The organism is Cedecea sp. B1(4), assembly GCF_059414925.1.
The window spans coordinates 240,409-264,484 of sequence record NZ_JCAHMZ010000004.1; the positions used below are offsets into that span (position 1 = coordinate 240,409).

Genomic DNA, 24,076 nt, shown 5'->3' on the forward strand with positions numbered 1-24,076 from the left:
TCTTATATCCCTTTCTTCTTGTAAATCGCCAAACGGTATATAAAAGCGTTACAGCTTTATCGCTCGTTATAAATACACTGACTGTCATGACTTTATGGCATTCATCACATTTATAAGGGCGAAGCATGGCAATCAGGTCAGTTAAAAAAGTATGGAACGCGCTCGCTGTCTCTTTGCTGCTGGCAGGCTCTGCCCATGCAACAGAGCTGCTGAATAGCTCTTATGATGTGTCCCGTGAGCTGTTTGCCGCGCTTAACCCGCCGTTTGAAAAACAGTGGGCGCAGGAGAATAACGGCGACAAGCTGACGATAAAACAATCTCATGCCGGGTCATCAAAACAGGCGCTGGCCATTTTGCAGGGCTTAAAAGCTGACGTTGTAACTTATAACCAGGTGACCGATGTGCAGATCCTGCACGACAAAGGCAACCTGATCCCGGCGGACTGGCAGAGCCGTCTGGGGAACAACAGCTCGCCTTTCTACTCCACCATGGCTTTCCTGGTGCGCAAGGGCAACCCGAAGAACATCCACGACTGGAGCGATCTTGTGCGCCCGGACGTGAAGCTCATTTTCCCGAATCCGAAAACTTCTGGTAACGCTCGTTATACCTATCTTGCAGCCTGGGGTGCGGCAGACAAAGCTGACGGCGGCAATAAAGCCAAAACCGAGCAGTTCATGACGCAATTCCTGAAAAACGTCGAAGTGTTCGATACCGGCGGCCGCGGGGCGACAACCTCCTTTGTCGAGCGTGGGCTGGGCGACGTGTTGATCTCTTTTGAATCAGAAGTGAATAACATCCGCAACCAGTACGCTAAAGACGGTTATGAAGTCGTAGTGCCGAAGGTCAACATCCTGGCCGAGTTCCCGGTTGCCTGGGTGGATAAAAACGTGAAGGCCAACGGCACGGAAAAAGCGGCCAAAGCCTACCTGAACTATCTCTATAGCCCTCAGGCGCAGACCATCATTACCGATTACTACTACCGCGTGAATAACCCGCAGGTAATGGATAAGCTGAAAGATAAATTCCCGCATACCGAGCTGTTCCGCGTGGAAGATGCGTTCGGCGGCTGGCCGGAAGTGATGAAAACGCATTTTGCTACCGGCGGGGAGCTGGACAAGCTGTTAGCGGCGGGGCGTAGTTAATGTTTGCCAGCCGTTCAAAACGCGTATTGCCGGGGTTTACGCTTAGCCTCGGCACCAGCCTGCTGTTTGTTTGCCTGATCCTGCTGCTGCCGCTGAGCGCGCTGGTGATGCAGCTGGCGCAAATGTCGTTCTCCCAGTACTGGGACGTGATTACCAACCCGCAGGTGGTGGCCGCCTATAAAGTCACGCTGCTTTCCGCCGCGCTGGCTTCCGTGTTTAACGGCGTGTTCGGTCTGTTAATGGCGTGGATCCTGACACGTTATCAGTTTCCGGGGCGCAGCCTGCTAGATGCGCTGATGGATTTACCCTTTGCGCTGCCCACCGCGGTGGCGGGCTTAACCCTCGCCGGGCTGTTTTCTGTCAACGGCTGGTACGGCGAGTGGCTGGCGCAGTTTGGCATTAAGGTGACTTACACCTGGCTGGGTATTGCCGTCGCGATGGCGTTTACCAGCATTCCGTTTGTGGTGCGCACCGTTCAGCCCGTGCTGGAAGAGTTGGGGCCAGAATACGAGGAAGCCGCTGAAACGCTCGGCGCTACTCGCTGGCAGAGTTTCCGCCGCGTAGTGCTGCCGGAGCTTTCTCCGGCACTGATGGCGGGCGTAGCGCTTTCCTTCACCCGCAGCCTGGGGGAATTTGGCGCGGTTATCTTTATCGCCGGAAACATCGCCTGGAAGACGGAAGTCACCTCGCTGATGATCTTCGTGCGCCTGCAGGAGTTTGATTACCCGGCGGCCAGCGCCATTGCGTCAGTGATTCTGGCGGCGTCGCTGCTGCTGCTGTTCACCATTAACACGTTGCAGAGTCGCTTTGGTCGACGCGTGGTAGGTCACTGATGACGGACGTCACTGCTTTGAAAAACTATAACCGCTCCCGCATTAACTGGGGAAAATGGGCGCTGATCGCCATCGGCGTGCTGGTTTCTTTCCTGATTCTGGTGGTGCCGGTCGCGTCTATTTTTGTAGAAGCCTTTTCCAAAGGGCTGATGCCCGCGCTGCAAAATATCGCCAACCCGGACATGCTGCACGCCATCTGGCTGACGGTGATGATTGCCCTGATTACCGTGCCGGTAAACCTGGTGTTCGGCACGCTGTTGGCCTGGCTGGTGACGCGTTTTAACTTCCCTGGTCGCCAATTGTTGCTGACGCTGCTGGATATCCCGTTTGCCGTTTCCCCGGTGGTTGCAGGCCTGGTTTACCTGCTGTTTTATGGTTCTAACGGCCCGCTGGCGGGGTTCCTGGATGCCCACAACCTGCAAATCATGTTTGCCTGGCCGGGCATGGTGCTGGTGACTATCTTCGTGACCTGCCCGTTTGTGGTGCGTGAGCTGGTGCCGGTGATGCTAAGCCAGGGCAGCCAGGAAGATGAAGCCGCGATTTTACTGGGTGCTTCCGGCTGGCAGATGTTCCGCCGCGTGACGCTGCCCAATATTCGCTGGGCGCTGCTTTATGGCGTGGTGCTGACCAACGCTCGTGCCATCGGCGAATTTGGCGCGGTGTCGGTGGTGTCCGGTTCGATTCGCGGCGAGACGTTCTCGTTGCCGTTACAGATTGAGTTACTGCAGCAGGATTACAACACCGTTGGTTCGTTTACCGCCGCGGCGTTGTTGACCCTGATGGCAGTCCTGACCTTGTTCTTAAAGAGTGCAGTGCAGTGGCGTCTGAATAATCAGGAAAAACGCCTGAAGCAGGAGGAAAATCATGAGCATTGATATTGCCAATATTAAGAAGTCATTTGGACGCACCCAGGTGCTGAACGATATCTCGCTGGATATCCCTTCTGGTCAGATGGTGGCGCTGCTTGGTCCGTCCGGTTCTGGTAAAACTACGCTGCTGCGTATTATTGCCGGGCTGGAGCACCAGAACAGCGGTCGCATCAGCTTCCACGGTACCGATGTAAGCCGGATGCATGCCCGCGATCGCAAAGTCGGCTTTGTGTTTCAGCACTATGCGCTGTTCCGCCATATGTCGGTATTCGACAATATCGCCTTTGGCTTAACGGTGCTGCCGCGTCGTGAACGGCCTTCCGCCTCTGCGATCAAACAGAAAGTGACGAAACTGCTGGAAATGGTGCAGCTTTCCCATCTGGCCGACCGCTACCCGGCGCAGTTGTCCGGCGGGCAGAAGCAGCGTGTTGCCCTGGCGCGTGCGCTGGCGGTGGAGCCGCAAATCCTGCTGCTGGATGAACCGTTTGGCGCTCTGGACGCACAGGTTCGTAAAGAGCTGCGTCGCTGGCTGCGTGAGCTGCACGAAGAGTTAAAGTTCACCAGCGTGTTTGTGACGCACGATCAGGAAGAAGCGATGGAAGTTGCCGACCGCGTGGTGGTGATGAGCCAGGGCAATATCGAGCAGGTCGATACGCCTGAGCAGGTCTGGCGTGAGCCCGCGACCCGCTTCGTGCTGGAGTTCCTCGGCGAGGTTAACCGCCTGAAAGGCGTGATCCGTGGGAGCCAGTTCCACGTCGGCGCGCATCGTTGGCCGCTGGGGTTCACTCCGGCCCATCAGGGGGATGTTGATTTGTTCCTGCGTCCGTGGGAAGTGGACGTCAGCCGCCGTACGAATCTAGATTCACCTCTGCCGGTGCAGGTGCTGGAAGTCAGCCCGCGCGGGCATTACATGCAGCTGGTTGTGCAGCCGCTGGGCTGGTATGACGAACCGCTGACGGTGGTTCTGAAGGAACAGCAAATTCCGCAGCGCGGTGAGCGTCTGTTTGTGGGATTACAAAACGCGCGCGTGTATGAAGGTGCTAACCGTATTCAGGGTGTAGACCTGGCGCAGTCCGCCTGATAATTTACCCCGACAGGACACGCACTAGCGGCCCACCGAGGCCGCTTTTTCATTTATTGCGGGCAGGCAAGTGATCACTTTAGAAAGCACTATTGGCAATACTCCTCTGGTCCGGCTGCAGCGCAGCGGGCTGACGAACGGTAGCGAAATTTGGGTCAAACTCGAAGGGAATAACCCGGCAGGTTCGGTTAAAGATCGCGCGGCGCTGTCGATGATTGTTCAGGCGGAAAAGCGAGGGGAAATACAACCCGGCGATACGCTGATTGAGGCAACCAGCGGCAATACCGGCATTGCGCTGGCGATGATCTCTGCGCTCAAAGGCTACCGTATTAAGCTGCTGATGCCGGACAACATGAGCATGGAGCGCAAAGCGGCAATGCAGGCTTACGGCGCGGAGCTGATTCTGGTCAGTAAAGCTCAGGGCATGGAAGGCGCGCGTGAGCTGGCTCAGCAAATGGCTGACCGTGGCGAAGGCAAGATCCTCGATCAGTTTAATAACCCGGATAACCCGCTGGCGCATTACACGACGACCGGGCCGGAGATCTGGCGGCAAACCGAAGGGCGAATCACGCATTTTGTCTCCAGCATGGGCACGACGGGCACGATTACCGGCGTGAGTCGTTATATGCGCGAGCAAAGCAAGCCGGTGAGAATTGTCGGGCTGCAGCCGGAAGAAGGCAGCAGCATCCCGGGGATCCGCCGCTGGCCAGAAGAGTGGTTGCCGAAAATTTTCAACCCAACACTGGTGGATGAAGTCATCGACATGGCGCAGACCGAAGCCGAGCAGACGATGCGCCGCCTGGCGATGGAAGAAGGGATTTTCTGCGGCGTAAGTTCCGGCGGTGCAGTGGCGGGTGCGTTGCGCGTAGCCAAAGCCAATCCGGGGGCCGTAGTGGTCGCTATTATTTGCGACAGAGGAGATCGCTATCTTTCTACCGGCGTGTTCGGGGAAGAGAGCTACGTTCAGGGCGCAGGCATCTGACGCTGTAAGCCAGGAAAAGGTCGCCTGAGGCGATCTTTTCCTGAGAGCAGGCTTACTTCACAACCGGGTTTTTGTGCAGGTTCAACGCCTTCATAAAGGTATCATCAAGCTGTAAATGCTGTTTCACCAGCTCAGGCGGCGTGCTGGCAAGCCACTGGTTAAGCGAAATATCCGCGTAATAGTCGCTTTTAAACAGTTCCAGGAAACGCAGGGTTGTGGTGCCGGTATTCTCGATATAATGCCCCATCGCAAAGGGAACGTAGCCGACATCCCCGGCGCGGTAATCAAAGGTTCTGGCCTGGCCCGAAGAGGCGAAAACGCCCATTCTGCCTTCCCCTTCAAGATAGTACTGCCATTCATCGTTATTTGGGTGCCAGTGAAGTTCTCTCAGCCCGCCGGGCTCTATTTCCACCAGTGCTGCCGCAATAGTCTTCGACACCGGGAAATTAGATGAATCCGTTATTCTGACGGTGCCGCCAGGGGCTTTGATCGGATCCTGAGCCAGCATATGGTGGGTGAAATTAATCTCTGATTTAGCTGCGCCATTAATACTGTCTGAGGCAAGGCTACCGGGCACTGTACCCGCGAAAATATATTCATCAGCAGGTGAAGGCAGTTTAGAAAATGTAGAAACGGGCACCTGGAAGTTTTTTGCTAATATCTCCGGAGGGATATGTTTAAACCAGTCGGATAACAGGAACGTACTGTCTTCATCAAATCCGCCGTCGTCGAAGGCCAAAAGAAATTCACAGCCGTCTGGCCCGATACCCTGAATGGAATGAGGAATGCCCGGCGGGAAATACCATAAATCACCGACGCCGATATCATCCACAAACCAACCTCCTTTTGCATCGAAGGCCGTTACCCGCGCATTGCCGTAGGTCATGTAGGCCCATTCACCCTCTTTGTGCCAGTGAAGTTCGCGGATGCCTCCGGCATTAAGGCGCATATCCACCCCGGCGATGGTGGTTGAAATCCCCAGCTCCCGCTTGGTGACTTGTCGGGTCCAGCCGCCGGTGCCTTTTCTGACATGGGCATCGCTGAAGGAGTAGCGCAGGTTCGGCAACGTGCCGCTGTCGGTAGCGGGCGGGTTAACAATGTCAGGGTTTTCAGCTTCCCGGATGGGGTCGTGAGGGCCCGGATCGCGCACGCTTGCCGGGTAGGATTTTACTTTGTCATCGTGGGCATGGGCCTGCCCGGCGGCTAATACGACGGTACCGCCTGCGGCAAAGGCCATGAAGCTTCTTCTGGATATATCTTTCATATAATAGCTTCCTTATATTCATGCAGAGTGAGGTTTATTCTCCGGAGGGAACTTTTGTTATAGGTGAACTTATGGAATTTGACCTTGTGAAATTGTAAGGCAGGCATGAGTCGACAATGTAAATAGAGGGTGGTGAAGATATATTCTTATGACGCAATGGATATTTCGTTGATGTAATATTTAAGTGTTGGTTATTGATTTTCATGTATCCAGCACTAATCGGTAATAATGTTTTTTTCATCATTCAGGTGATATATCTTCAAGGTGTAACGGCTGAAAGAAAATATTACTTTTGTCGTTAATTCGATAAATCTGAAGGATGGTAGCTGTATCTCTGCTCTTGCCGGAATAAAGAGAGCGCTCTAAGCATGGTTGTACCGCCCGGGTCTGGCTATAATGGCCGCTTCGCAATTCAGACCTTAGCTGTCTGGCGGGCAAGGGGAAAATATGAGTCAGGATAACGATATACAGTCTGTACTGTTTCACGATGCAGGCCGGGCGCTGCAGGCCGATATTGTGGCGGTGCAATCTCAGGTCGTTTACGGCAGCGTCGGGAACAGTATCGCGGTTCCGGCGATCCAGCAGCATGGCTGGCGGGTGATGGCGGTGCCAACGGTGTTATTCAGCAACACGCCGCATTACGATACGTTTTATGGCGGCGTGATCCCGGCGGACTGGTTTAGCGGCTATCTGCGAGCGCTCGAAGAACGGGATGCGTTGCGCGAAGTGAAGGCCGTGACGACGGGTTACATGGGCAGTGCGGAGCAAATCCATCTGCTGGCGGAGTGGCTGCGTCAAAGACGCACAAGCCATCCTGAGCTGTTGATACTTGTCGACCCGGTAATGGGGGACACCGACAGCGGTGTTTACGTCAAGGCGGGTATTCCTGAAGCTTATCGCACGGCGCTGTTGCCACATGCGCAGGGGATCACGCCTAATCTCTTTGAACTGCATATTCTGACCGGAATGCCCTGCGATACGCTGGAGCAGGCGGTGATGGCGGCCAGAAGTCTTCTCTCTGAAACGCTGCGCTGGGTGGTAATAACCAGCGCGCCGGGGAACTGCGCGGATACTATTTCCGTGGTGACGGTGACCGCAGATGAAGCCGATGTGACCAGCCACGCGCGGGTGGCGACCGACCTGAAAGGCACCGGGGATTTGTTCTGCGCCGAGCTGATAAGCCGAATACTTGCAGGCAAGCAGGTGGCGGTGGCCGCAGGAGAAGCCGCGCATCGGGTGTTTGAAGTGATGACCTGGACTCAGGCGCAGCGCTCAGATGAACTGATTCTTCCTCGCTGAATTGCAGCCAATAAAAAAGGCACCCCAGGGTGCCTTTTTCTCTGCATGAATCTTACTTCTTGATGCGGATAACCGGGGTTTCGCCCACGGTCACGCTACCTGTCAGTTTGATCAGCTCTTTGATTTCGTCCATGTTGGAGATAACAACCGGTGTCAGGGTAGACTTGGCTTTCTCTTCCAGCAGCGGCAGGTCGAACTCAATAACCACGTCGCCTTTCTTCACGCGCTGGCCTTCTTCAGCGATGCGCTTAAAGCCTTCGCCTTTCAGCTCAACGGTGTCGATACCAAAGTGAACAAACAGCTCAATGCCGCTATCGGATTCGATAGAGAAGGCATGGTTGGTTTCAAAGATTTTACCGATGGTGCCGTCAACCGGAGCAACCATTTTGTTGCCGGTTGGTTTGATAGCGATCCCATCACCAACGATTTTTTCAGCAAACACGACGTCCGGCACGTCTTCAATGTTAACGATTTCGCCAGACAGTGGAGCAACGATCTCAATGGTTCCGGTGTCGCTATTGCCTTTGTCACCGAACAGTTTACTAAATAACCCCATTAGCCTTCTCTCCTAAGCAGTAATTTGGGCAGCATCTCGTGAATTAGCAGATTGTTTTTTCTTCAATGAACTTGTTAACCAGCGTCATTAACTCGTCCGTTGTCGGTTGAGCAAGAGCCTGCTCTGCTAACACTTTCGCATCTTCGAAGTTCGTGTTACGAATAATCTTCTTGATACGTGGGATAGAAATGGCGCTCATACTGAATTCGTCCAGGCCCATCCCAAGCAACAGAAGTGTAGCACGTTCGTCGCCCGCAAGCTCACCACACATCCCGGTCCATTTACCTTCTGCATGAGAAGCATCAATAACTTGCTTAATCAGAGTCAGTACGGACGGCGACATCGGCTGGTAAAGATGTGAAATCATATCATTACCGCGGTCAACTGCCAGGGTGTACTGAGTTAAATCGTTGGTGCCGATGCTGAAGAAGTCCACTTCTTTGGCCAGATGACGAGCAATCGTCGCGGCCGCAGGGGTTTCGACCATCACGCCGATTTCGATAGATTCATCGAATGCTTTGCCTTCGTCACGCAGTTCCTGCTTGAAGATCTCAATCTCTTTTCTCAGGGCACGCACTTCTTCAACAGAGATGATCATCGGGAACATAATGCGCAGCTTGCCAAAAGCAGAGGCGCGCAGGATAGCGCGAACCTGGTCACGCAGGATCTCTTTGCGATCCATGGCGATACGAATGGCACGCCAGCCCAGGAACGGGTTCTCTTCTTTAGGGAAGTTCATGTACGGCAGCTCTTTGTCGCCGCCGATGTCCATGGTACGGACGATAACCGCCTGAGAGCCACAGGCTTCAGCCACGGCTTTGTATGCGGCAAACTGCTCTTCTTCGGTTGGCAGTGAGTCACGGTCCATGAACAGGAATTCGGTACGATACAGACCCACACCTTCAGCGCCGTTACGCTCAGCACCGTCGATGTCACGCACGGTACCAATGTTGGCACACACTTCGACCTGGTGGCCGTCGAGGGTGATGGCTGGCAGGTCTTTCAGCTTAGCCAGCTCTGCTTTCTCAGAGGCAACCTGCTGTTGAACGGCGCGCAGCTCTTCGATCTGCTCGTTGGTTGGGTTAACGTAAACTTTGTTGTTAACCGCGTCGAGGATCAGATAGTCGTCGTTTTTCACGTCAGAGGTGACGCTACCGGTGCCCACAATCGCTGGCAGCTCAAGGGAACGCGCCATGATGGAGGTGTGGGAGGTACGGCCGCCGATGTCGGTGATGAAACCCAGCACCTTTTTCAGGTTCAGCTGTGCGGTTTCAGACGGCGTCAGATCTTTGGCAACCAGGATAACTTCATCCTTAATTGCGCTTAAATCGATAATGTTCAGGCCGAGAATGTTCTGCAGCAGACGCTTACCGATGTCACGTACGTCAGCCGCACGTTCTTTCAGGTATTCGTCATCCAGCTCTTCCAGAGCCGTTGCCTGGCCTTCAATCACTTCGTACGCCGCAGCGTCCGCCGTGACCAGTTTGTCTTTGATAAGGGCTATGATTTCCTGCTCGAGCTCTTCGTCTTCCAGCAACATAATGTGGCCTTCGAAGATAGCTTCCTTTTCTTCACCGAAGGTCTCGCCAGCTTTAATTTTGATCGCTTCTAACTGCTCGGATGCTTTGGCGCGCCCGCTGAGGAAACGTTCAACTTCCTGCTCAACTTTGTCGGCAGAAATTTTCTTCCGGTCGATGACAATTTCATCTTCTTTCAGCAAAAGTGCTTTGCCGAAAGCGATACCCGGGGATGCTAAAATGCCTGAAATCATAACCCTACCTTACTTGTGACTGATATTTACGAAGAACCCAGAACTTACTCGAGTTCAGCCATCAGTTTTACTAAATGCTCAACGGCTTTCTGCTCATCTTCACCTTCGGCGGAGAGAGTCACTACGGTACCCTGAGTCAGGCCCAGAGTTTGCAGTTTGAACAGGCTCTTAGCGCTGGCGCTTTTGCCGTTGGAAGTCACAGTGATTTCGGAAGTGAAGCCTTTAGCTTCTTTAACAAACTGAGCAGCAGGGCGGGTATGCAGACCGTTCGGAGCGGTAATAGTTACTTCTTGCTGGAACATTGTATTTCCCCAACTTATAGGTTTAGTGTTGTGGAACTAAAGTCTAGCCTGGCGGCCACACTTTAGCCTGTATCGTTAGCGCCATCGTCAAAGGAACGAGGCACTGGATGCATGGGAATCGTGAAAAAAACGCCAACAGCGTTTCACTGATTCTTCATCATTATGCCGTGAAAACCAGATAGGCACCAAATCGTTAAATCGATTCAGCAGGCGCATCTCACAGCTTGATTAATTTCGCGCATCAAAATAATTGCTGGTTAAATACCAGACCTGCGGGGGTAAGCGCAATGCCGATGAGGGTGAAAGTTTGATGTAGGCCACAAAAAAGCACCCTCACGGGTGCTTTTTTAAGCATGTATCAAATACTGGCATTACTGTTGCAGTTCTTTCTCAGTGAACAGATCGGCAAACAAAGCAGTACTCAAATAGCGCTCCCCGGAGGACGGAAGGATAACCACAATATTCTTATTGGTAAAGGCTTCGTCTTCCTGGAGTTTCAGTGCGGCGGCCACGGCGGCACCGGAAGAGATACCCGCAAGAATACCTTCTTCATCCATCAGGCGGCGAGCGGTCGCAATGGCGTCGTCGTTGCTGATAGTGACCACTTTGTCGATAAGCTTCAGATCGAGGTTACCAGGGATAAAACCGGCCCCGATACCCTGAATTTTATGCGGACCAGGCTTCAGTTCTTCACCCGCCAGCGCTTGAGTAATTACCGGAGAATCCGTTGGTTCTACCGCCACGCTAATAAGCGAGGTTTTGCCTTTGGTATTTTTGATGTAGCGGCTGACGCCCGTCAGCGTACCGCCGGTACCGACGCCAGCGATAAACACATCCACTTCACCATCGGTATCTTCCCAGATTTCCGGGCCGGTGGTTTTTTCGTGAATTTCCGGGTTTGCCGGGTTGCTGAACTGCTGAAGCAGTAAGTATTTAGCCGGGTCGCTGGCGACGATTTCTTCGGCTTTCTGGATGGCACCTTTCATGCCTTTAGCGCCTTCGGTCAGCACCAGGTTTGCACCAAGCGCTTTTAACAGCTTACGGCGTTCGATGCTCATGGTTTCCGGCATGGTCAGCGTCAGCTTGTAGCCGCGCGCTGCCGCGACATAGGCCAGAGCGATACCGGTGTTGCCACTGGTAGGTTCGACTAACTCCACGCCAGGCTTCAGCACGCCGCGTTTTTCGGCATCCCAAATCATGTTGGCACCAATACGGCATTTGACGCTAAAGCTTGGGTTACGGGACTCCACCTTAGCCAGAATGCGCCCGTTGCCGATACGGTTCAGGCGAACCAGCGGCGTGTGGCCGATTGTCAGGGAGTTGTCTTCATAAATTTTGCTCATGGCTCGTCCTTAACTGTCTGAATTTTGGGATACCGGTCCAGCATACCCGCTCAGGAAATATGCGGAAGTAAGGAAATAGCATATCTATATGTGGAAGGGAAATAAGCCAATGCAACATGGAATAAGCCATGGCATAAGCCGCTTCCCTTCCTGAGAGCATTATTTCCACATGGCGTGTTTTGCCCGATAGCAGTCCACCCACATGGCCGTCGCACCGCAGACGGCAACCGGCATGATAAACAGGTTCAGAACCGGGATCAGCGTGAACAGGCTCACCAGCGCGCCAAACTGCATGTTGACGACCTTTTGCTCGCGAAGCGCCACTCGCATCTGTTTGAACGGCACTTTATGGTTATCAAAAGGGTAGTCGCAGTATTGAATCGCCAACATCCATGCGCTGAATAAGAACCACAAGACCGGGGCGACGGTTTGGCCAATGCCGGGAATAAAGTAGAGCAGAAGCAGGACTAGCGCGCGCGGCAGATACCAGGCTAGCTTTTGCCATTCACGCTTCATGATGCGTGGCAGATCTTTCATTATATCGAGCACGCCCGTATCCGGCGGCGTTGCGCCCGTAAGGCGAGCTTCAAGCTGCTCTGCCAGCAGGCCGCTAAACGGCGCGGCAATCAAGTTTGCGATTGTCGAAAAGAAGTAACCAAACACCAATAACACCGAGAGCGTTACCAGTGGCCAGAGGACGTAACTTAGCCATTGTAGCCAGTCTGGCACGTGGCTCATCATCGACGGGATCCAGACATCAAGACGCGTGAATAACCACCAAAAAGCGCCACCAAGCAAGATGATATTGACCAACAGCGGCAGCACGACGAAACGCTTGATGCCGGGTTCGCGGACCAGTTTCCAGCCCTGGGAAAAATAATACACGCCACTGCGCGGCGGGGTTCCGGAAGATGAAACCATAATCTGAGCAGACTCCTTATCAGGTCAATGCAGTTAGCTGCTTCGCTATCATAACTGACTGCATTCAGAAAAACTTGCCAGGAATTGGTCGAAAAATCAGCTAAAAGGTGCGCTTACGCTATCTTTATGGTGAGAAAACCGTGCTCGCACTTGCACTTGAGCAGATGGGCAAATACTCTTAGTGAGTAAATGTTTGCCGCGGTGGCAAGGTGTTAGAACAACAGAGAATATAATGATGCAGGATTTGCGTCTGATATTAATCATTGTTGGCGCAATCGCCATAATAGCCTTACTGGTTCACGGTCTGTGGACCAGTCGTAAGGAACGCTCTTCCGTGTTCCGCGATCGCCCTCTGAAGCGTATGAAGTCGAAGCGTGACGAATACGAAGAAGAGGACGATGAGGAAGAGGAAGGCGTCGGTGAAGTGCGCGTGCGTCGTACTGCGTCTGCGCCGGAGCCTGTCTCCCGTGAAGCGGGGGCGTCACGTCAGCCTCAGGCGCCTCAGCACAACTATGAGCCGCCGTATGCGTCAGCAGAACCTCGTCCTGCCCCGCAGTCGCGCCAGCCTGAGCCGGTTACCCCGCACCACGTTGAGCCAGCTCCTCAGCATGTTGAACCTGTGCGTCCTGTCTCACCTCCTGCGCCAGCCCCGGCGGCAGTGCCTGAGCAACAGCCGGTTGCGCCCGTTCAGCCTGCACCACAGTTCACTGCAGAACCTGCGCCAGAGCCTGTGGCTGCTGAACCAGTGCCGCAGCCTGCACCGGTGAAAAAAGAGACGGTGATCGTGATGAACGTCGCTGCCCACGCTGGCACGATGTTAAACGGCGAGTTGCTGTTGAACAGCATTCAGCAGGCCGGTTTCAAGTTTGGTGAAATGAATATTTTCCACCGCCATCTTAGCCCTGATGGCAGTGGTCCGGTTCTGTTTAGCCTGGCGAATATGGTTAAACCTGGGTCTTTCGACCCTGAGAACATGGCAGATTTCGCCACGCCAGGCGTGACCATCTTTATGCAGGTGCCGTCCTACGGCAATGCAGCGCAAAACTTTAAGCTGATGCTGCAGTCTGCGCAGCACATCGCCGATGAAGTTGGTGGCGTGGTGCTCGACGATCAGCGTCGCATGATGACGCCGCAAAAACTGCGCGAGTACCAGGACAGGATCCGCGAGGTTATTGAAGCCAACGCCTGAATCCCGGCCTGAATCTTCCCCCTAAACCCCCGCCTGTCGGGGGTTTTTTATCATTGATGGTGCGATATGGACTCAATCGAACAACAACTTAACCTCCTGCGAACCACGCTTCGCCATCATGAATATCTGTACCATGTGCAGGATAATCCCGAAATTCCCGATGCGGAATACGACAGGCTGATGCGCGAACTCCGTGCGCTTGAAGAAACGCATCCGGAATTGATAACCCAGGACTCACCGACCCAGCGAGTCGGTGCTGCGCCGCTGAGCGAGTTCACCCAGGTACGCCATGAAGTGCCGATGCTGTCCCTCGATAACGTTTTCGATGAAGCAAGCTACCTGGCGTTTAACAAACGGGTACTGGACAGGCTCAAAAGCAGCGATGCTTTGACGTTTTGCTGTGAACTAAAACTGGATGGCCTGGCAGTAAGCCTGCTGTATGAAGATGGAGTGCTTGTGCGGGCTGCAACGCGCGGTGACGGCACAACCGGTGAAAATATCACTTCTAACGTCCGAACTATTCGCGCGATACCGCTTAAACTTCACGGGGATAATATTCCTCGTCGTGTTGAGGTGCGTGGCGAAGTTTTCTTGCCGCAGGCGGGCTTCGAAAAAATCAATGAAGAGGCGCGCCGCACGGGTGGGAAAGTGTTTGCCAACCCGCGTAATGCGGCGGCAGGTTCGCTGCGCCAGTTAGATCCACGCATTACCGCGAAACGCCCGCTGACCTTCTTCTGCTACGGCGTGGGGTTGCTGGAAGGCGGTGAACTGCCAGCCAGCCACATGGCGCGTTTGCAACAATTTAAGGCCTGGGGACTGCCGGTCAGCGACCGCATCCGTCTGTGCAGCACACCGGAAGAAGTGCTGGCGTTTTATCATCAGGTAGAGGCCGATCGTCCAACGCTGGGCTTTGATATTGACGGCGTGGTTATCAAAGTTGATTCGCTTGCGCTGCAGGAAACGCTGGGCTTTGTGGCGAGAGCGCCGCGCTGGGCCGTTGCGTTTAAGTTTCCGGCGCAGGAACAGATGACCACCGTGCGAGACGTGGAGTTCCAGGTAGGGCGTACCGGCGCAATTACGCCCGTCGCTCGTCTGGAACCGGTGCAGGTTGCTGGGGTACTGGTAAGCAACGCGACGTTGCACAATGCCGATGAGATAGAGCGTCTTGGCCTGCGCATTGGTGACAGAGTTGTGATCCGCCGTGCCGGGGATGTTATCCCACAGGTTGTTGGCGTGGTGGAGTCTGAACGCCCGGAAGACACTCAGGCAATCGTCTTCCCAACGCAGTGCCCGGTTTGCGGTTCAGACGTTGAGCGTGTGGAAGGCGAAGCCGTGGCCCGCTGTACCGGGGGCCTGATTTGTGGTGCCCAACGCAAAGAGGCGCTGAAGCACTTTGTGTCCCGCCGCGCGATGGACGTTGACGGCATGGGCGACAAAATCATCGATCAACTGGTGGAGAAAGAGTACGTTCACACGCCAGCCGATCTGTTCAAGCTGACGGCGGGTAAGCTTACCGGGCTTGATCGCATGGGGCCGAAATCGGCACAAAACGTTGTGGATGCGCTGGAAAAAGCCAAAGAGACAACTTTTGCTCGCTTCCTGTATGCCTTAGGTATTCGTGAAGTCGGAGAAGCCACCGCCGCAGGGCTGGCCGCGCACTTCGGCACGCTGGATGCGCTTATCTCGGCCAGCATTGAGGAGCTGCAAAAAGTGCCGGATGTCGGCATTGTTGTGGCGACGCATACCTTTAACTTCTTTGCCGAAGAGAGCAACCGGGATGTTATCCGCCAGCTTACCGGAGACGCCGGAGTTCACTGGCCTGCGCCTGTGGCTGTTAAAGCAGAAGATATTGACAGCCCGTTTGCCGGGAAAACCGTGGTGCTCACCGGCTCGCTGAGCATTCTTTCCCGTGACGAAGCCAAAGACCGGCTGACCGCGCTCGGTGCAAAAGTGGCCGGAAGCGTGTCGAAAAAAACCGATCTGGTCATAGCTGGGGAAGCAGCTGGCTCCAAGCTTGTCAAGGCGCAGGAGCTGGGCATTCAGGTTATTGACGAAGCGGAAATGATTCGTTTACTGGGTGACTAAATGGACAAAGAACAGCTCATTGAGATTGCTAACACGGCCATGCCGTTTGGTAAATACAAAGGCCGGATGCTGATTGATTTACCGGAAGAGTATTTGCTATGGTTTTCCCGCAAAGGGGAATTCCCCGCGGGCCATCTCGGTGAGCTGATGGCCCTGACGCTGCTGATTAAAGTGGAAGGGCTGGACAACCTGGTCCGGCCCCTCAAGCGGCACTAGGTTCTGATGGCTGCGGCCTGTTTTTCACCGGCTGCAGCCGCTTTTCTTTGGTAACGTCGGGCCATACCGGCGCATATCATCAGCTGGATCTGGTGGAAGATCATCAGCGGCAGCACCATCATTCCCACGGCAGCAACCGGAAATAGAATATTAGCCATCGGGATCCCGTTGGCCAGGCTCTTTTTCGATCCGCAGAAAACAATCGTAATTTCATCCGCCTTGCTAAAGCCAAAGCGCCGCGCCACAAAGATATTTACCGCTATCACAATGGCCAGCAGCACGAGGCTGGAAGCCACGATAAACAGCAGCGAACCCGCACCAACCTTATGCCAGATGCCGTGCGTCACGGCTTCACTAAAGGCGGAATAGACCACCAGAAGAATCGAAGTTTGGTCAGTTTTGCCGATCCATTTCTTGTTTTTTGCCACCCAGGCACCAATCCATGGCCGCATCAGATGTCCGGCCATGAACGGCACCAGGAGTTGTAGCATAATGCTGCCCACCTGATGCAGGCTGCCGCTTGCACCCTGAACATGCATCACCAGCCCAACCAGCAATGGCGAAAGAAAAATGCCCAGCAGGCTTGATGCCGAGGCTGAACAAATAGCTGCCGCGACGTTGCCCCCGGCAATAGAGGTAAAAGCGATGGCCGATTGTACCGTGGCGGGCAAAATACAAAGATAAAGGAACCCGCTGTAAAGTTCGGGGCTGACATTGACCGGTTTCCACCAGCTAAACAACATGCCAAGTACCGGGAACAGGACGAATGTGCTGCACATCACCCACAGATGAAGCCGCCAGTGGCTGCCGCCGGAGATCACCGCCTCGCGAGACAGTTTGGCGCCATGCATAAAGAACAATAAGGCGATGGCGGCGGTGGTCAGCCCCTCGAAGAAACCGACAAAACTGCCTTGTGCCGGGAAGAAAGAGGCCAGCAGGACGGTACAAACCAGCGTTAACGTAAAGGGGTCGACAATGCGGAGCAATTTCATAGCCATTCCTCAAAGGTGAAGGGCGCTATTGTGTTTCTGCTAATTTCAGAAATAAAATTGATTTATTAAATGCATTGATGAAGAAAATAGATGAATTATTCCCTGCGTCAGCTTCGCGTGTTCGTGGCCGTAGCCCATGCCGGCAGTTTCAGTCGGGCAGGGGAGAGTATTGGGCTCAGTCAGTCGGCCGTTAGCCACAGCCTGAAGGAGCTGGAAGCCGAGCTGGGCGTTAAGCTGCTTGACCGTACTACGCGGGAAGTGGTGCTCACGTCCGCGGGGGAATTGCTGGCTCCTCGCCTTGAGCTGCTGCTGGAAGAGCTGACCACAACGTTGCTGGATGCTCGCGTGGTCGGGAATCAGCTTAGCGGTACGGTTCGTGTGGCCGCCAGCCAGACGCTATCCGCGCACCTGATGCCGCAATCTATCGCTGCCAGTGCGGAGGCTTATCCGAATATTCGATTTATGCTGCATGATGCTTCCCAGCAGTGGGTTTTGCAGAGTATCCGCCAGGGCGAAGTTGATTTTGGCGTAGTTATCGACCCGGTGCAGGCCAGCGATCTGGAGTGTGAAACGGTGTTGTCTGAGCCTTTTCTGCTGCTGTGCCGCAGCGATCATCCATTTGCTAAAGCGGAGCAGGTTGACTGGCAGGCGCTACAGGGGCAAAAGCTGGTGCTGCAAGATTATGCCTCTGGCAGCCGCCCGTTGATTGATGAGGCTTTTGTCCGGCAGGGGATCGAGGTGAACGTTGTCCAGCAGATTGGGCACCCGGCAACGCTGTACCCGATGGTAGAAGCTGGGATTGGTTTAAGCGTGTTGCCCGCGTTGGCGCTGCCTTTGCCAGAAGGGAGACCGCTGGTGGTGAAGCGGTTGACGCCGGTCATAAACCGACAGCTGATGTTGGTCAGACGAAAGAACCGATCGCTTTCTCGTGCGGCGGAAGCTATCTGGCAGGAGGTGCGGGAGCAGGCCAGGCTGTTAACCCTGGCCCGTATTGGCGACCCGCTATTTATGAACGACTAGATATAAATATCAATCTGGTGGTCGTCTGAAGGGGTGTTTACGCCAGTGGCCTTGATCTGCTGTTGTTCCTGCTTCTGCTGGGCTTCTTCAGCTTGCTTGCGCTGAAGCTGCGCCAACTGGGCCTGTAGCATTTTAATCTCGGTCTGAAGTAACTCCACCTGCTTCTTTTTCTCTTCAGCAGAGCGATCTGGTGTGCCGGAAACTTCTCTGAGTTTCTCCGTCAGCTGAGTAATTTTTTTGCTTATCTGGGCAATCTGCGCGGCCGTACTGTTGTCAGTGTTGCCAGAAGCAGAAGAACCTGTCGACGTGCTGGTTGTCAACTGAGAGCCCTGCAGAGCATTGCTGGATATTGTCGTCATCATAACTCCTTTGATGGAATGGTAAGGGAGTTATCGGCCTGGCGGCGAGGAAGTTGATAATTTTTTAACGATGGTATTTTCAGATATCGCAGATAGCAAAAAGGCGCCTTTAGGGCGCCTTTCTACATTGGTGGGTCGTGCAGGATTCGAACCTGCGACCAATTGATTAAAAGTCAACTGCTCTACCAACTGAGCTAACGACCCGATGGTGGGTGATGACGGGCTCGAACCGCCGACCCCCTCCGTGTAAAGGAGGTGCTCTACCAACTGAGCTAATCACCCAAACTTCGGCACTGCTAATTTCATAAGAGGAGATGGTGGGTGATGACGGGCTCGAACCGCCGACCCCCTCCGTGTAAAGGAGATGCTCTACCAACTGAGCTAATCACCCATCTCTAAATCTCTTACTTCACATTCCGGGTCACTCTAAAGAGTGGTGGGTGATGACGGGCTCGAACCGCCGACCCCCTCCGTGTAAAGGAGATGCTCTACCAACTGAGCTAATCACCCCCGGTTTGTGGAGTCGCATTATAGGGACAGTTGAAAATGAGTCAACGCATTTTCTAAAGTTTTTATTCGTTCGTCTTAAAATTAAACGATGCGATCAAGAAACAGGCATTGGCGTTTGATTTATCATCAAATTCTCTGCTTTACCGCTATCTACAGGCATCAACATTGAGGAATTAGCGCACAGTGATAGAATGTTGCCTGTTAATTTTCCCTGGCAATTGCCGCTTTGCCGGCAAATATGTGTAACTAAGGCCGTTTAATGAAAATCAAAACTCGCTTTGCGCCAAGCCCAACAGGCTATCTGCACGTTGGCGGTGCCCGTACTGCTCTCTACTCCTGGCTGTTTGCTCGTCATAACAAAGGCGAGTTCGTGCTGCGTATAGAAGACACCGACCTCGAGCGTTCAACCCCGGAAGCCATCGAAGCGATTATGGACGGGATGAACTGGCTGAGCCTGCAGTGGGATGAGGGCCCGTACTATCAGACCAAGCGTTTTGATCGTTACAACCAGGCCATCGACGAAATGCTGGCTGCGGGCACGGCGTATAAGTGCTATTGCTCTAAAGAGCGCCTTGAGGCATTGCGTGAAGAGCAAATGGCCAATAACGAGAAACCTCGTTATGACGGTCGCTGCCGCCATAGCCATGAGCACCATGCTGATGACGAACCGTGCGTTGTGCGTTTCGCCAACCCGCAGGAAGGTTCCGTCATCTTTGATGATCAGATCCGTGGCCCGATCGAATTCAGTAACCAGGAACTGGACGATCTGATCATTCGCCGTACCGATGGTTCCCCAACTTACAACTTCTGCGTAGTGGTGGACGACTGGGATATGGAGATCACCCACGTGATCCGTGGTGAAGACCATATCAACAACACGCCGCGCCAGATCAACATCCTGAAAGCGCTGAACGCGCCGGTCCCGCTTTATGCCCACGTTTCTATGATCAACGGCGACGACGGTAAAAAGCTGTCTAAGCGTCACGGGGCGGTGAGTGTGATGCAGTACCGCGATGACGGCTACCTGCCAGAAGCGTTGCTCAATTATCTGGTGCGTCTGGGCTGGTCCCACGGTGACCAGGAGATTTTCTCTCGCGAAGAGATGATTGAGATGTTCAGCCTGAACGCGGTAAGCAAGTCTGCCAGCGCCTTCAATACTGAAAAGCTGCAGTGGCTGAACCACCATTACATCAATACGCTGGAGCCAGAGTACGTAGCAACGCACCTGCAATGGCACATCGAGCAGGAAAACATTGATACCCGTAACGGCCCGCAGCTGTCTGAGCTGGTGAAACTGCTGGGCGAACGCTGTAAAACCCTGAAAGAGATGGCGCAGACCTGCCGCTACTTCTACGAAGATTTCAGCGAGTTTGATGCCGATGCGGCGAAGAAACACCTGCGTCCGGTAGCGCGTCAGCCGTTGGAAGTGGTGCGTGACAAGCTGGCAGCGCTGAGCGACTGGACTGCAGAAAACGTTCATCACGCTATACAGGCTACTGCTGATGAGCTGGAAGTTGGGATGGGGAAAGTGGGGATGCCGCTGCGTGTCGCCGTGACCGGTGCTGGTCAGTCTCCTGGCCTTGATGTCACCGTGCATGCCATTGGCAAACAGCGCTCCGTGGCGCGCATTAATAAAGCGCTCGATTTCATCAGCGAGCGTGAAGCTCAGCAGTAAACATCGCAAATGTAAATGTAAAAAGCCGGTGCTCAGTCACCGGCTTTTTTATTTACTCATTCTTTTGAATTCCGAGTCGCTTGAGCAAACCTTCGCTGCCTTCACTCTCAAGGATCTCGGTCATTTTATGCTGTTCTTCTTCGGATAAGGTACGCAGGGTGTTTAGCATCAGCTGTTCCAGCGGCGTTCGAAGGACGCTATAAGATGCCACTCTCTCACTCATTTTGCTGGTGTTGGAGAGAAACGTTTTCACCGGCTCGGAGATATAAACAAATCTTGCTTTACCACCCGGTACGCCTCGTTTTTTACTGGTTTCCCAGTTATGTTTTAGTACCCATTTATTAATTGTCTGGCGGGTGTAACCCGTCATCTCCGCCAGTTCATCGGCGGTCATTTTTTCCTTGAACATCAGTAATCCTTTATTTTTCCTGACGCTGACAGACAATAGCCGGGCGATTATTCGTTATCGCTGATCCCCAACCGCGCAAGTAAACCGGCAATCCCGTCCCGCAGCAGCATGGCAGACATCTTTTTCTGTTCGCTGTCGGACATTTGCTGAACTGAGTTGAGCAGTAGATTTTCCAGGGAGGCGTCCGTTGCGCTGTAGCGGGCTGTATTTTCCGTCACTCGTCGGGTGCTATTGATAAATTCCCTGACATGTTCATCTATATGTATAAGCCTCGCCTTTCCTCCTTGAACGCCGGGTTTAGGTGAGGTCTCCCAATTTTCTTTACGCACCCACTTATTGATGGTCTGGCGGCTGTAGCCGGTGATCACGGCCAGTTCTTCTGGTGTCATTCTTTCCTTGAGCACAGTGATTCCTTTTCATTACGGCCGAAACGGCTTTATTAGTGGTTCATTTTATTGAACTGACTAACGCGAAACTGTGACAGAATTAACTACAACGGGATGATATGCAACCGAGAATTGCCGAAGGCGATGGCTTTTTAGGCGATTGATCGCGGAAGAACAAATTGCCGTTGACACGCTATGTGGGGTTTCATATTATGCCGCCCGTCAACACGACAAGGTCTTTACGGTTTGGGGCTATAGCTCAGCTGGGAGAGCGCTTGCATGGCATGCAAGAGGTCAGCGGTTCGATCCCGCTTAGCTCCACCAAATCTTCACCAGCAGATTTGGTACCGTAAAATCAGCACCTGTCAGTGGGGCTATAGCTCAGCTGGGAGAGCGCTTGCATGGCATGCAAGAGGTCAGCGGTTCGATCCCGCTTAGCTCCACCAAAATTAGAACCCTCGCTTCGGCGGGGGTTTTTGCTTTTCAGACTCCAACACACCTGCTTTTGGCTACCGCTCGGTAAAAAAATCTCAACTTACCTCTGCTTGTTCTATTATTTCTGCTGTACGGTAAGATCTGCCTTTGTGCAGGCCTGAAACTTGATTCGCTCAATAAATAAACGTAACCTTGCCAGCGAAAAAACCTTTTTAAGCAACCACATAAAATTAACACCAGGGCTTATGATTATTTACAAGATGATAAAAAAAATAGCGGTTGCCCTGGCGCTGTGTTTACTTCTCATTCCCTTTTCTCGTTATATTTCACCGACAACCGTTGTTGATGGGCATAAAACCTACCTCGCCTATCTGCCGCTCAGCTTTATAATGGCAATGATTATTATTTATGGCCGGTCTGCGATTATTCCGCTCACACTAGGGTCGCTGGTTATTTACAGCTGGCTGCTTGATTTAGCCGTTGTGCCGCTTGTTGCTTTTATTTTCTGTCTGCTATTCCCCTTATTGATTGCCAGTTTAATTACCCGCCGCTACGTGGGCCGTCGCTGGCGTTTTGGGCTGCCCAATAAAGGTATGGGGCAGCGTATTTTTTGGCTTGGTTTTGTCGCCCCGTTTACCATCAAACTGCTGATGTACCTCGCAGGCAATGTGATTGAGTATCCACCTGAACTGGCGCCATTCTTTGGTGGCGGTTCCGTTATCTACATGATTGTTGATGTGCTGAATCTTGTCGTGGCCTCGCTTATCTTCACCACACTTTTCTACTATCCGCTACGTATGCTGTTGAACCCGCATTTTGCGGTCGGTTTCTGGCGGCGCTGTGTCCGGCACTACAGGCAGGATAAAAACCGTTTCTATACGCCGTTTTGGCTGGTTGTCTGGATGGTGTATTTGCTGCTGATGTGTTCGCCGTGGCATAGCGAACTGATTTCCGGCTATCTGGTTCCGCTGGTCTTTGTGCTGCTTTCCCTGGGGATCCGTCGCCTTGGTGCGAGGCCTGTTTCTCTGTTGTGGGGGATTTCGGCATGGGTATTATTGACTTACAACACGGGTTTTTTGCAGGGCGTAAATACGCAATATGCTCTTTCCTTTATTCTGTCAGTCTTTATCTCCTTTACCGTGTGCCTGTTGTATATGGCCACTTCCTACCATAAAAATGAATGGATGAAGCGTGTTTATCATCTCCAGGCGAAAACCGATCCATTAACGCAATTACCTAATTTGCGCGCGCTTGAAGAACATATTCAGACCTATCAAACCGGTGCACTTTGCTGCCTGAGAATGGCGAACTTTGAGTTTCTTAGCCGACATTACGGCATGATGATGCGTGTTTACTGCAAAAAAACCATTGCCAGAGAATTACAACCCTGGCTGCTGGAAGGGGAAAAAATATTTCAGCTGCCGGGTAGTGAACTGCTTCTGTTTTTACGGGAAGGCGAAACAGAAGCTCGGCTTACCTATTTTGTTGAACACCTGAATAATAAGAAAATCCCCTGGCACAATGTCACCCTTGAAATTGAATATGGGGCCTCCTGGGGCATTGTGGATTCACCGAAAGAGCTGCAGCGTATGCTCGGGCAATTAAGCTATCTGGCTGAAAAAGCCAGCGACACGCAGCGCGTACTTGGCCTTGATGCCAGGCTGCAGGCGGTCTCCGGGCAAACAACCGAGCGGGTGCTGCTGCTGCAAAAGATTAAGCAGGCAATAGACGAAGAAGCCTTTCAGCTCTACGCGCAGCCTATTGTCGACTGCGAAGGGAAGGGCTATCACGAAATCCTCAGCCGCCTGGTGATTGATGGGCAACACATCACCCCGGATAAATTTATTCCGATTGTTGCCGAATTTAACCTCAGCACCCGTTTTGACATGATGGTGATGAAGATGCTGCTGACCTGGCTTGCAAAGCACCCAGGCAACGTGCAGCAGACGCGCTTTTCGGTCAATCTGATGCCGCTCACGCTAATGCAAAAAGAGATTGCCCAGCAGATTATTGCCCAGTTTGACGTTTACAAGGTACCGACCAGCGCGGTCGTCATTGAAGTGACGGAAGAGCAGGCATTTTCAAACTCAGAAATCTCTAACCAAAATATTGCCCTGCTGCGTGAGAAAGGTTTTAAGATTGCTATTGATGACTTTGGAACAGGCTACGCTAACTATGAGCGCCTGAAGAAGCTGCAGGCGGATATCATTAAGATAGATGGTTGCTTTGTCCGCGATATCACCGGCGATGTGATGGATAAGCTTATCGTGAAGTCCATTTGTGAACTGGCGGCGGCCAGAGAGCTCAGCGTCGTCGCAGAGTATGTCGAAACGGAAGAGCAGCGCGACATCCTGCTGCAGCTTGGCGTCCAATACCTGCAGGGGTATCTGGTGGGGAGACCCGAGCCTTTGCAGCAGCTTAAACACTGACGCTCTCC

22 protein-coding genes and 6 tRNA genes are annotated in these 24,076 nt (G+C 53.2%); 14 read left to right on the forward strand and 14 right to left on the reverse strand.

Annotation, left to right across the window (positions count from 1 at the left end; all coding sequences use genetic code 11):
* The first annotated feature begins 125 nt into the window (after window positions 1–125).
* From ACR6JA_RS10735 to cysM, 5 genes are all read left to right on the forward strand, one after another.
* On the forward strand, window positions 126–1,142 hold the full coding sequence (locus ACR6JA_RS10735; RefSeq protein WP_494492733.1) for a sulfate ABC transporter substrate-binding protein: 1,017 nt from the start codon (window positions 126–128) through the stop codon (window positions 1,140–1,142).
* Window positions 1,142–1,975, forward strand: coding sequence for a sulfate/thiosulfate ABC transporter permease CysT (gene cysT, locus ACR6JA_RS10740; RefSeq protein WP_008459572.1), 834 nt, complete (start codon window positions 1,142–1,144; stop codon window positions 1,973–1,975). The genes ACR6JA_RS10735 and cysT overlap by 1 nt, the downstream gene beginning before the upstream one ends.
* Complete coding sequence (gene cysW / locus ACR6JA_RS10745; RefSeq protein WP_213716750.1) at window positions 1,975–2,850, forward strand: sulfate/thiosulfate ABC transporter permease CysW; 876 nt, start codon at window positions 1,975–1,977, stop codon at window positions 2,848–2,850. Before cysT ends, cysW begins: the two co-directional genes overlap by 1 nt.
* Window positions 2,840–3,925 (forward strand): sulfate/thiosulfate ABC transporter ATP-binding protein CysA, encoded by a 1,086-nt coding sequence (gene cysA, locus ACR6JA_RS10750; RefSeq protein ID WP_494492734.1) that lies wholly within the window; start codon window positions 2,840–2,842, stop codon window positions 3,923–3,925. Before cysW ends, cysA begins: the two co-directional genes overlap by 11 nt.
* A 70-nt stretch (window positions 3,926–3,995) precedes the next feature.
* Entirely contained in the window at window positions 3,996–4,907 is a 912-nt protein-coding gene (cysM, locus tag ACR6JA_RS10755) for a cysteine synthase CysM (RefSeq protein ID WP_213716753.1), read from the forward strand.
* 52 nt (window positions 4,908–4,959) lie between these two features.
* On the opposite strand, the gene ACR6JA_RS10760 is transcribed toward cysM, so the two are convergent.
* Window positions 4,960–6,171, reverse strand: coding sequence for an oxalate decarboxylase family bicupin (locus ACR6JA_RS10760; RefSeq protein WP_039305338.1), 1,212 nt, complete (start codon window positions 6,169–6,171; stop codon window positions 4,960–4,962).
* A 447-nt stretch (window positions 6,172–6,618) separates the two neighbouring features.
* Between ACR6JA_RS10760 and pdxK the strand changes: the two genes are divergently transcribed.
* Complete coding sequence (gene pdxK, locus ACR6JA_RS10765; protein WP_494492735.1) at window positions 6,619–7,470, forward strand: pyridoxine/pyridoxal/pyridoxamine kinase; 852 nt, start codon at window positions 6,619–6,621, stop codon at window positions 7,468–7,470.
* Between the two features lie 52 nt (window positions 7,471–7,522).
* Here pdxK and crr read toward each other — a convergent pair whose 3' ends face one another.
* The 5 genes from crr to cysZ all read right to left on the reverse strand — a co-directional run bounded on the left by crr (window position 7,523) and on the right by cysZ (window position 12,363).
* On the reverse strand, window positions 7,523–8,026 hold the full coding sequence (gene crr, locus ACR6JA_RS10770) for a PTS glucose transporter subunit IIA (protein ID WP_008459580.1): 504 nt from the start codon (window positions 8,024–8,026) through the stop codon (window positions 7,523–7,525).
* A 43-nt stretch (window positions 8,027–8,069) separates the two neighbouring features.
* Entirely contained in the window at window positions 8,070–9,797 is a 1,728-nt protein-coding gene (gene ptsI, locus ACR6JA_RS10775; RefSeq protein WP_045783391.1) for a phosphoenolpyruvate-protein phosphotransferase PtsI, read from the reverse strand.
* Window positions 9,798–9,841: 44 nt separating this feature from the next.
* Window positions 9,842–10,099 carry a phosphocarrier protein Hpr gene (gene ptsH, locus ACR6JA_RS10780; RefSeq protein ID WP_002913505.1) on the reverse strand — a complete coding sequence of 86 codons (258 nt, stop codon included), beginning with the start codon at window positions 10,097–10,099 and terminating at the stop codon, window positions 9,842–9,844.
* A 371-nt stretch (window positions 10,100–10,470) separates the two neighbouring features.
* Window positions 10,471–11,442 (reverse strand): cysteine synthase A, encoded by a 972-nt coding sequence (gene cysK / locus ACR6JA_RS10785; RefSeq protein ID WP_008459590.1) that lies wholly within the window; start codon window positions 11,440–11,442, stop codon window positions 10,471–10,473.
* A gap of 159 nt (window positions 11,443–11,601) precedes the next feature.
* Window positions 11,602–12,363 (reverse strand): sulfate transporter CysZ, encoded by a 762-nt coding sequence (gene cysZ, locus ACR6JA_RS10790; RefSeq protein WP_213716757.1) that lies wholly within the window; start codon window positions 12,361–12,363, stop codon window positions 11,602–11,604.
* A 232-nt stretch (window positions 12,364–12,595) separates the two neighbouring features.
* On the opposite strand from cysZ, the gene zipA reads away from it, so the two are divergent.
* The 3 genes from zipA to ACR6JA_RS10805 all read left to right on the forward strand — a co-directional run bounded on the left by zipA (window position 12,596) and on the right by ACR6JA_RS10805 (window position 15,853).
* A complete protein-coding gene (zipA, locus tag ACR6JA_RS10795; RefSeq protein ID WP_213716759.1) occupies window positions 12,596–13,552 on the forward strand; it encodes a cell division protein ZipA in 957 nt (318 codons plus the stop codon).
* 66 nt (window positions 13,553–13,618) lie between these two features.
* A complete protein-coding gene (ligA, locus tag ACR6JA_RS10800) occupies window positions 13,619–15,637 on the forward strand; it encodes an NAD-dependent DNA ligase LigA (RefSeq protein WP_494492736.1) in 2,019 nt (672 codons plus the stop codon).
* Window positions 15,638–15,853, forward strand: a complete 216-nt coding sequence (locus ACR6JA_RS10805) for a DUF3820 family protein (RefSeq protein ID WP_039295779.1) — start codon at window positions 15,638–15,640, stop codon at window positions 15,851–15,853.
* On the opposite strand, the gene ACR6JA_RS10810 is transcribed toward ACR6JA_RS10805, so the two are convergent.
* Entirely contained in the window at window positions 15,850–16,845 is a 996-nt protein-coding gene (locus tag ACR6JA_RS10810; protein ID WP_494492737.1) for a bile acid:sodium symporter family protein, read from the reverse strand. The two genes, ACR6JA_RS10805 and ACR6JA_RS10810, sit on opposite strands and share 4 nt — an antisense overlap.
* Window positions 16,846–16,935: 90 nt before the next feature.
* Here ACR6JA_RS10810 and ACR6JA_RS10815 point away from each other — a divergent pair, with 90 nt between their 5' ends.
* Complete coding sequence (locus ACR6JA_RS10815) at window positions 16,936–17,865, forward strand: LysR family transcriptional regulator (RefSeq protein WP_494492738.1); 930 nt, start codon at window positions 16,936–16,938, stop codon at window positions 17,863–17,865.
* On the opposite strand, the gene ACR6JA_RS10820 is transcribed toward ACR6JA_RS10815, so the two are convergent.
* The 5 genes from ACR6JA_RS10820 to ACR6JA_RS10840 all read right to left on the reverse strand — a co-directional run bounded on the left by ACR6JA_RS10820 (window position 17,862) and on the right by ACR6JA_RS10840 (window position 18,734).
* The gene (locus tag ACR6JA_RS10820; protein WP_494492739.1) at window positions 17,862–18,224 is read right to left on the reverse strand and encodes a FlxA-like family protein; all 363 of its coding nucleotides are present in this window, start codon (window positions 18,222–18,224) and stop codon (window positions 17,862–17,864) included. The genes ACR6JA_RS10815 and ACR6JA_RS10820 overlap by 4 nt on opposite strands.
* Before the next feature lie 128 nt (window positions 18,225–18,352).
* Window positions 18,353–18,428 (reverse strand) — tRNA-Lys (locus tag ACR6JA_RS10825).
* A 2-nt stretch (window positions 18,429–18,430) separates the two neighbouring features.
* Window positions 18,431–18,506 (reverse strand) — tRNA-Val (locus tag ACR6JA_RS10830).
* Window positions 18,507–18,539: 33 nt separating this feature from the next.
* Window positions 18,540–18,615: transfer RNA gene (locus ACR6JA_RS10835), tRNA-Val, on the reverse strand.
* A 43-nt stretch (window positions 18,616–18,658) separates the two neighbouring features.
* A tRNA-Val gene (locus tag ACR6JA_RS10840) sits at window positions 18,659–18,734 on the reverse strand.
* A 259-nt stretch (window positions 18,735–18,993) separates the two neighbouring features.
* Here ACR6JA_RS10840 and gltX point away from each other — a divergent pair.
* Entirely contained in the window at window positions 18,994–20,409 is a 1,416-nt protein-coding gene (gene gltX / locus ACR6JA_RS10845) for a glutamate--tRNA ligase (protein WP_008459604.1), read from the forward strand.
* A gap of 52 nt (window positions 20,410–20,461) precedes the next feature.
* Here the strand turns inward: gltX and ACR6JA_RS10850 are convergent, their stop codons facing one another.
* Complete coding sequence (locus tag ACR6JA_RS10850) at window positions 20,462–20,818, reverse strand: YfeC-like transcriptional regulator (RefSeq protein ID WP_213716769.1); 357 nt, start codon at window positions 20,816–20,818, stop codon at window positions 20,462–20,464.
* A 47-nt stretch (window positions 20,819–20,865) separates the two neighbouring features.
* Window positions 20,866–21,222, reverse strand: a complete 357-nt coding sequence (locus ACR6JA_RS10855) for a YfeC-like transcriptional regulator (protein WP_213716771.1) — start codon at window positions 21,220–21,222, stop codon at window positions 20,866–20,868.
* A gap of 230 nt (window positions 21,223–21,452) precedes the next feature.
* Between ACR6JA_RS10855 and ACR6JA_RS10860 the strand changes: the two genes are divergently transcribed.
* The 3 genes from ACR6JA_RS10860 to ACR6JA_RS10870 all read left to right on the forward strand — a co-directional run bounded on the left by ACR6JA_RS10860 (window position 21,453) and on the right by ACR6JA_RS10870 (window position 24,068).
* Window positions 21,453–21,528 (forward strand) — tRNA-Ala (locus ACR6JA_RS10860).
* Between the two features lie 46 nt (window positions 21,529–21,574).
* A tRNA-Ala gene (locus ACR6JA_RS10865) sits at window positions 21,575–21,650 on the forward strand.
* Window positions 21,651–21,899: 249 nt separating this feature from the next.
* Window positions 21,900–24,068, forward strand: a complete 2,169-nt coding sequence (locus ACR6JA_RS10870) for an EAL domain-containing protein (protein ID WP_494492740.1) — start codon at window positions 21,900–21,902, stop codon at window positions 24,066–24,068.
* Window positions 24,069–24,076 lie beyond the last annotated feature (8 nt).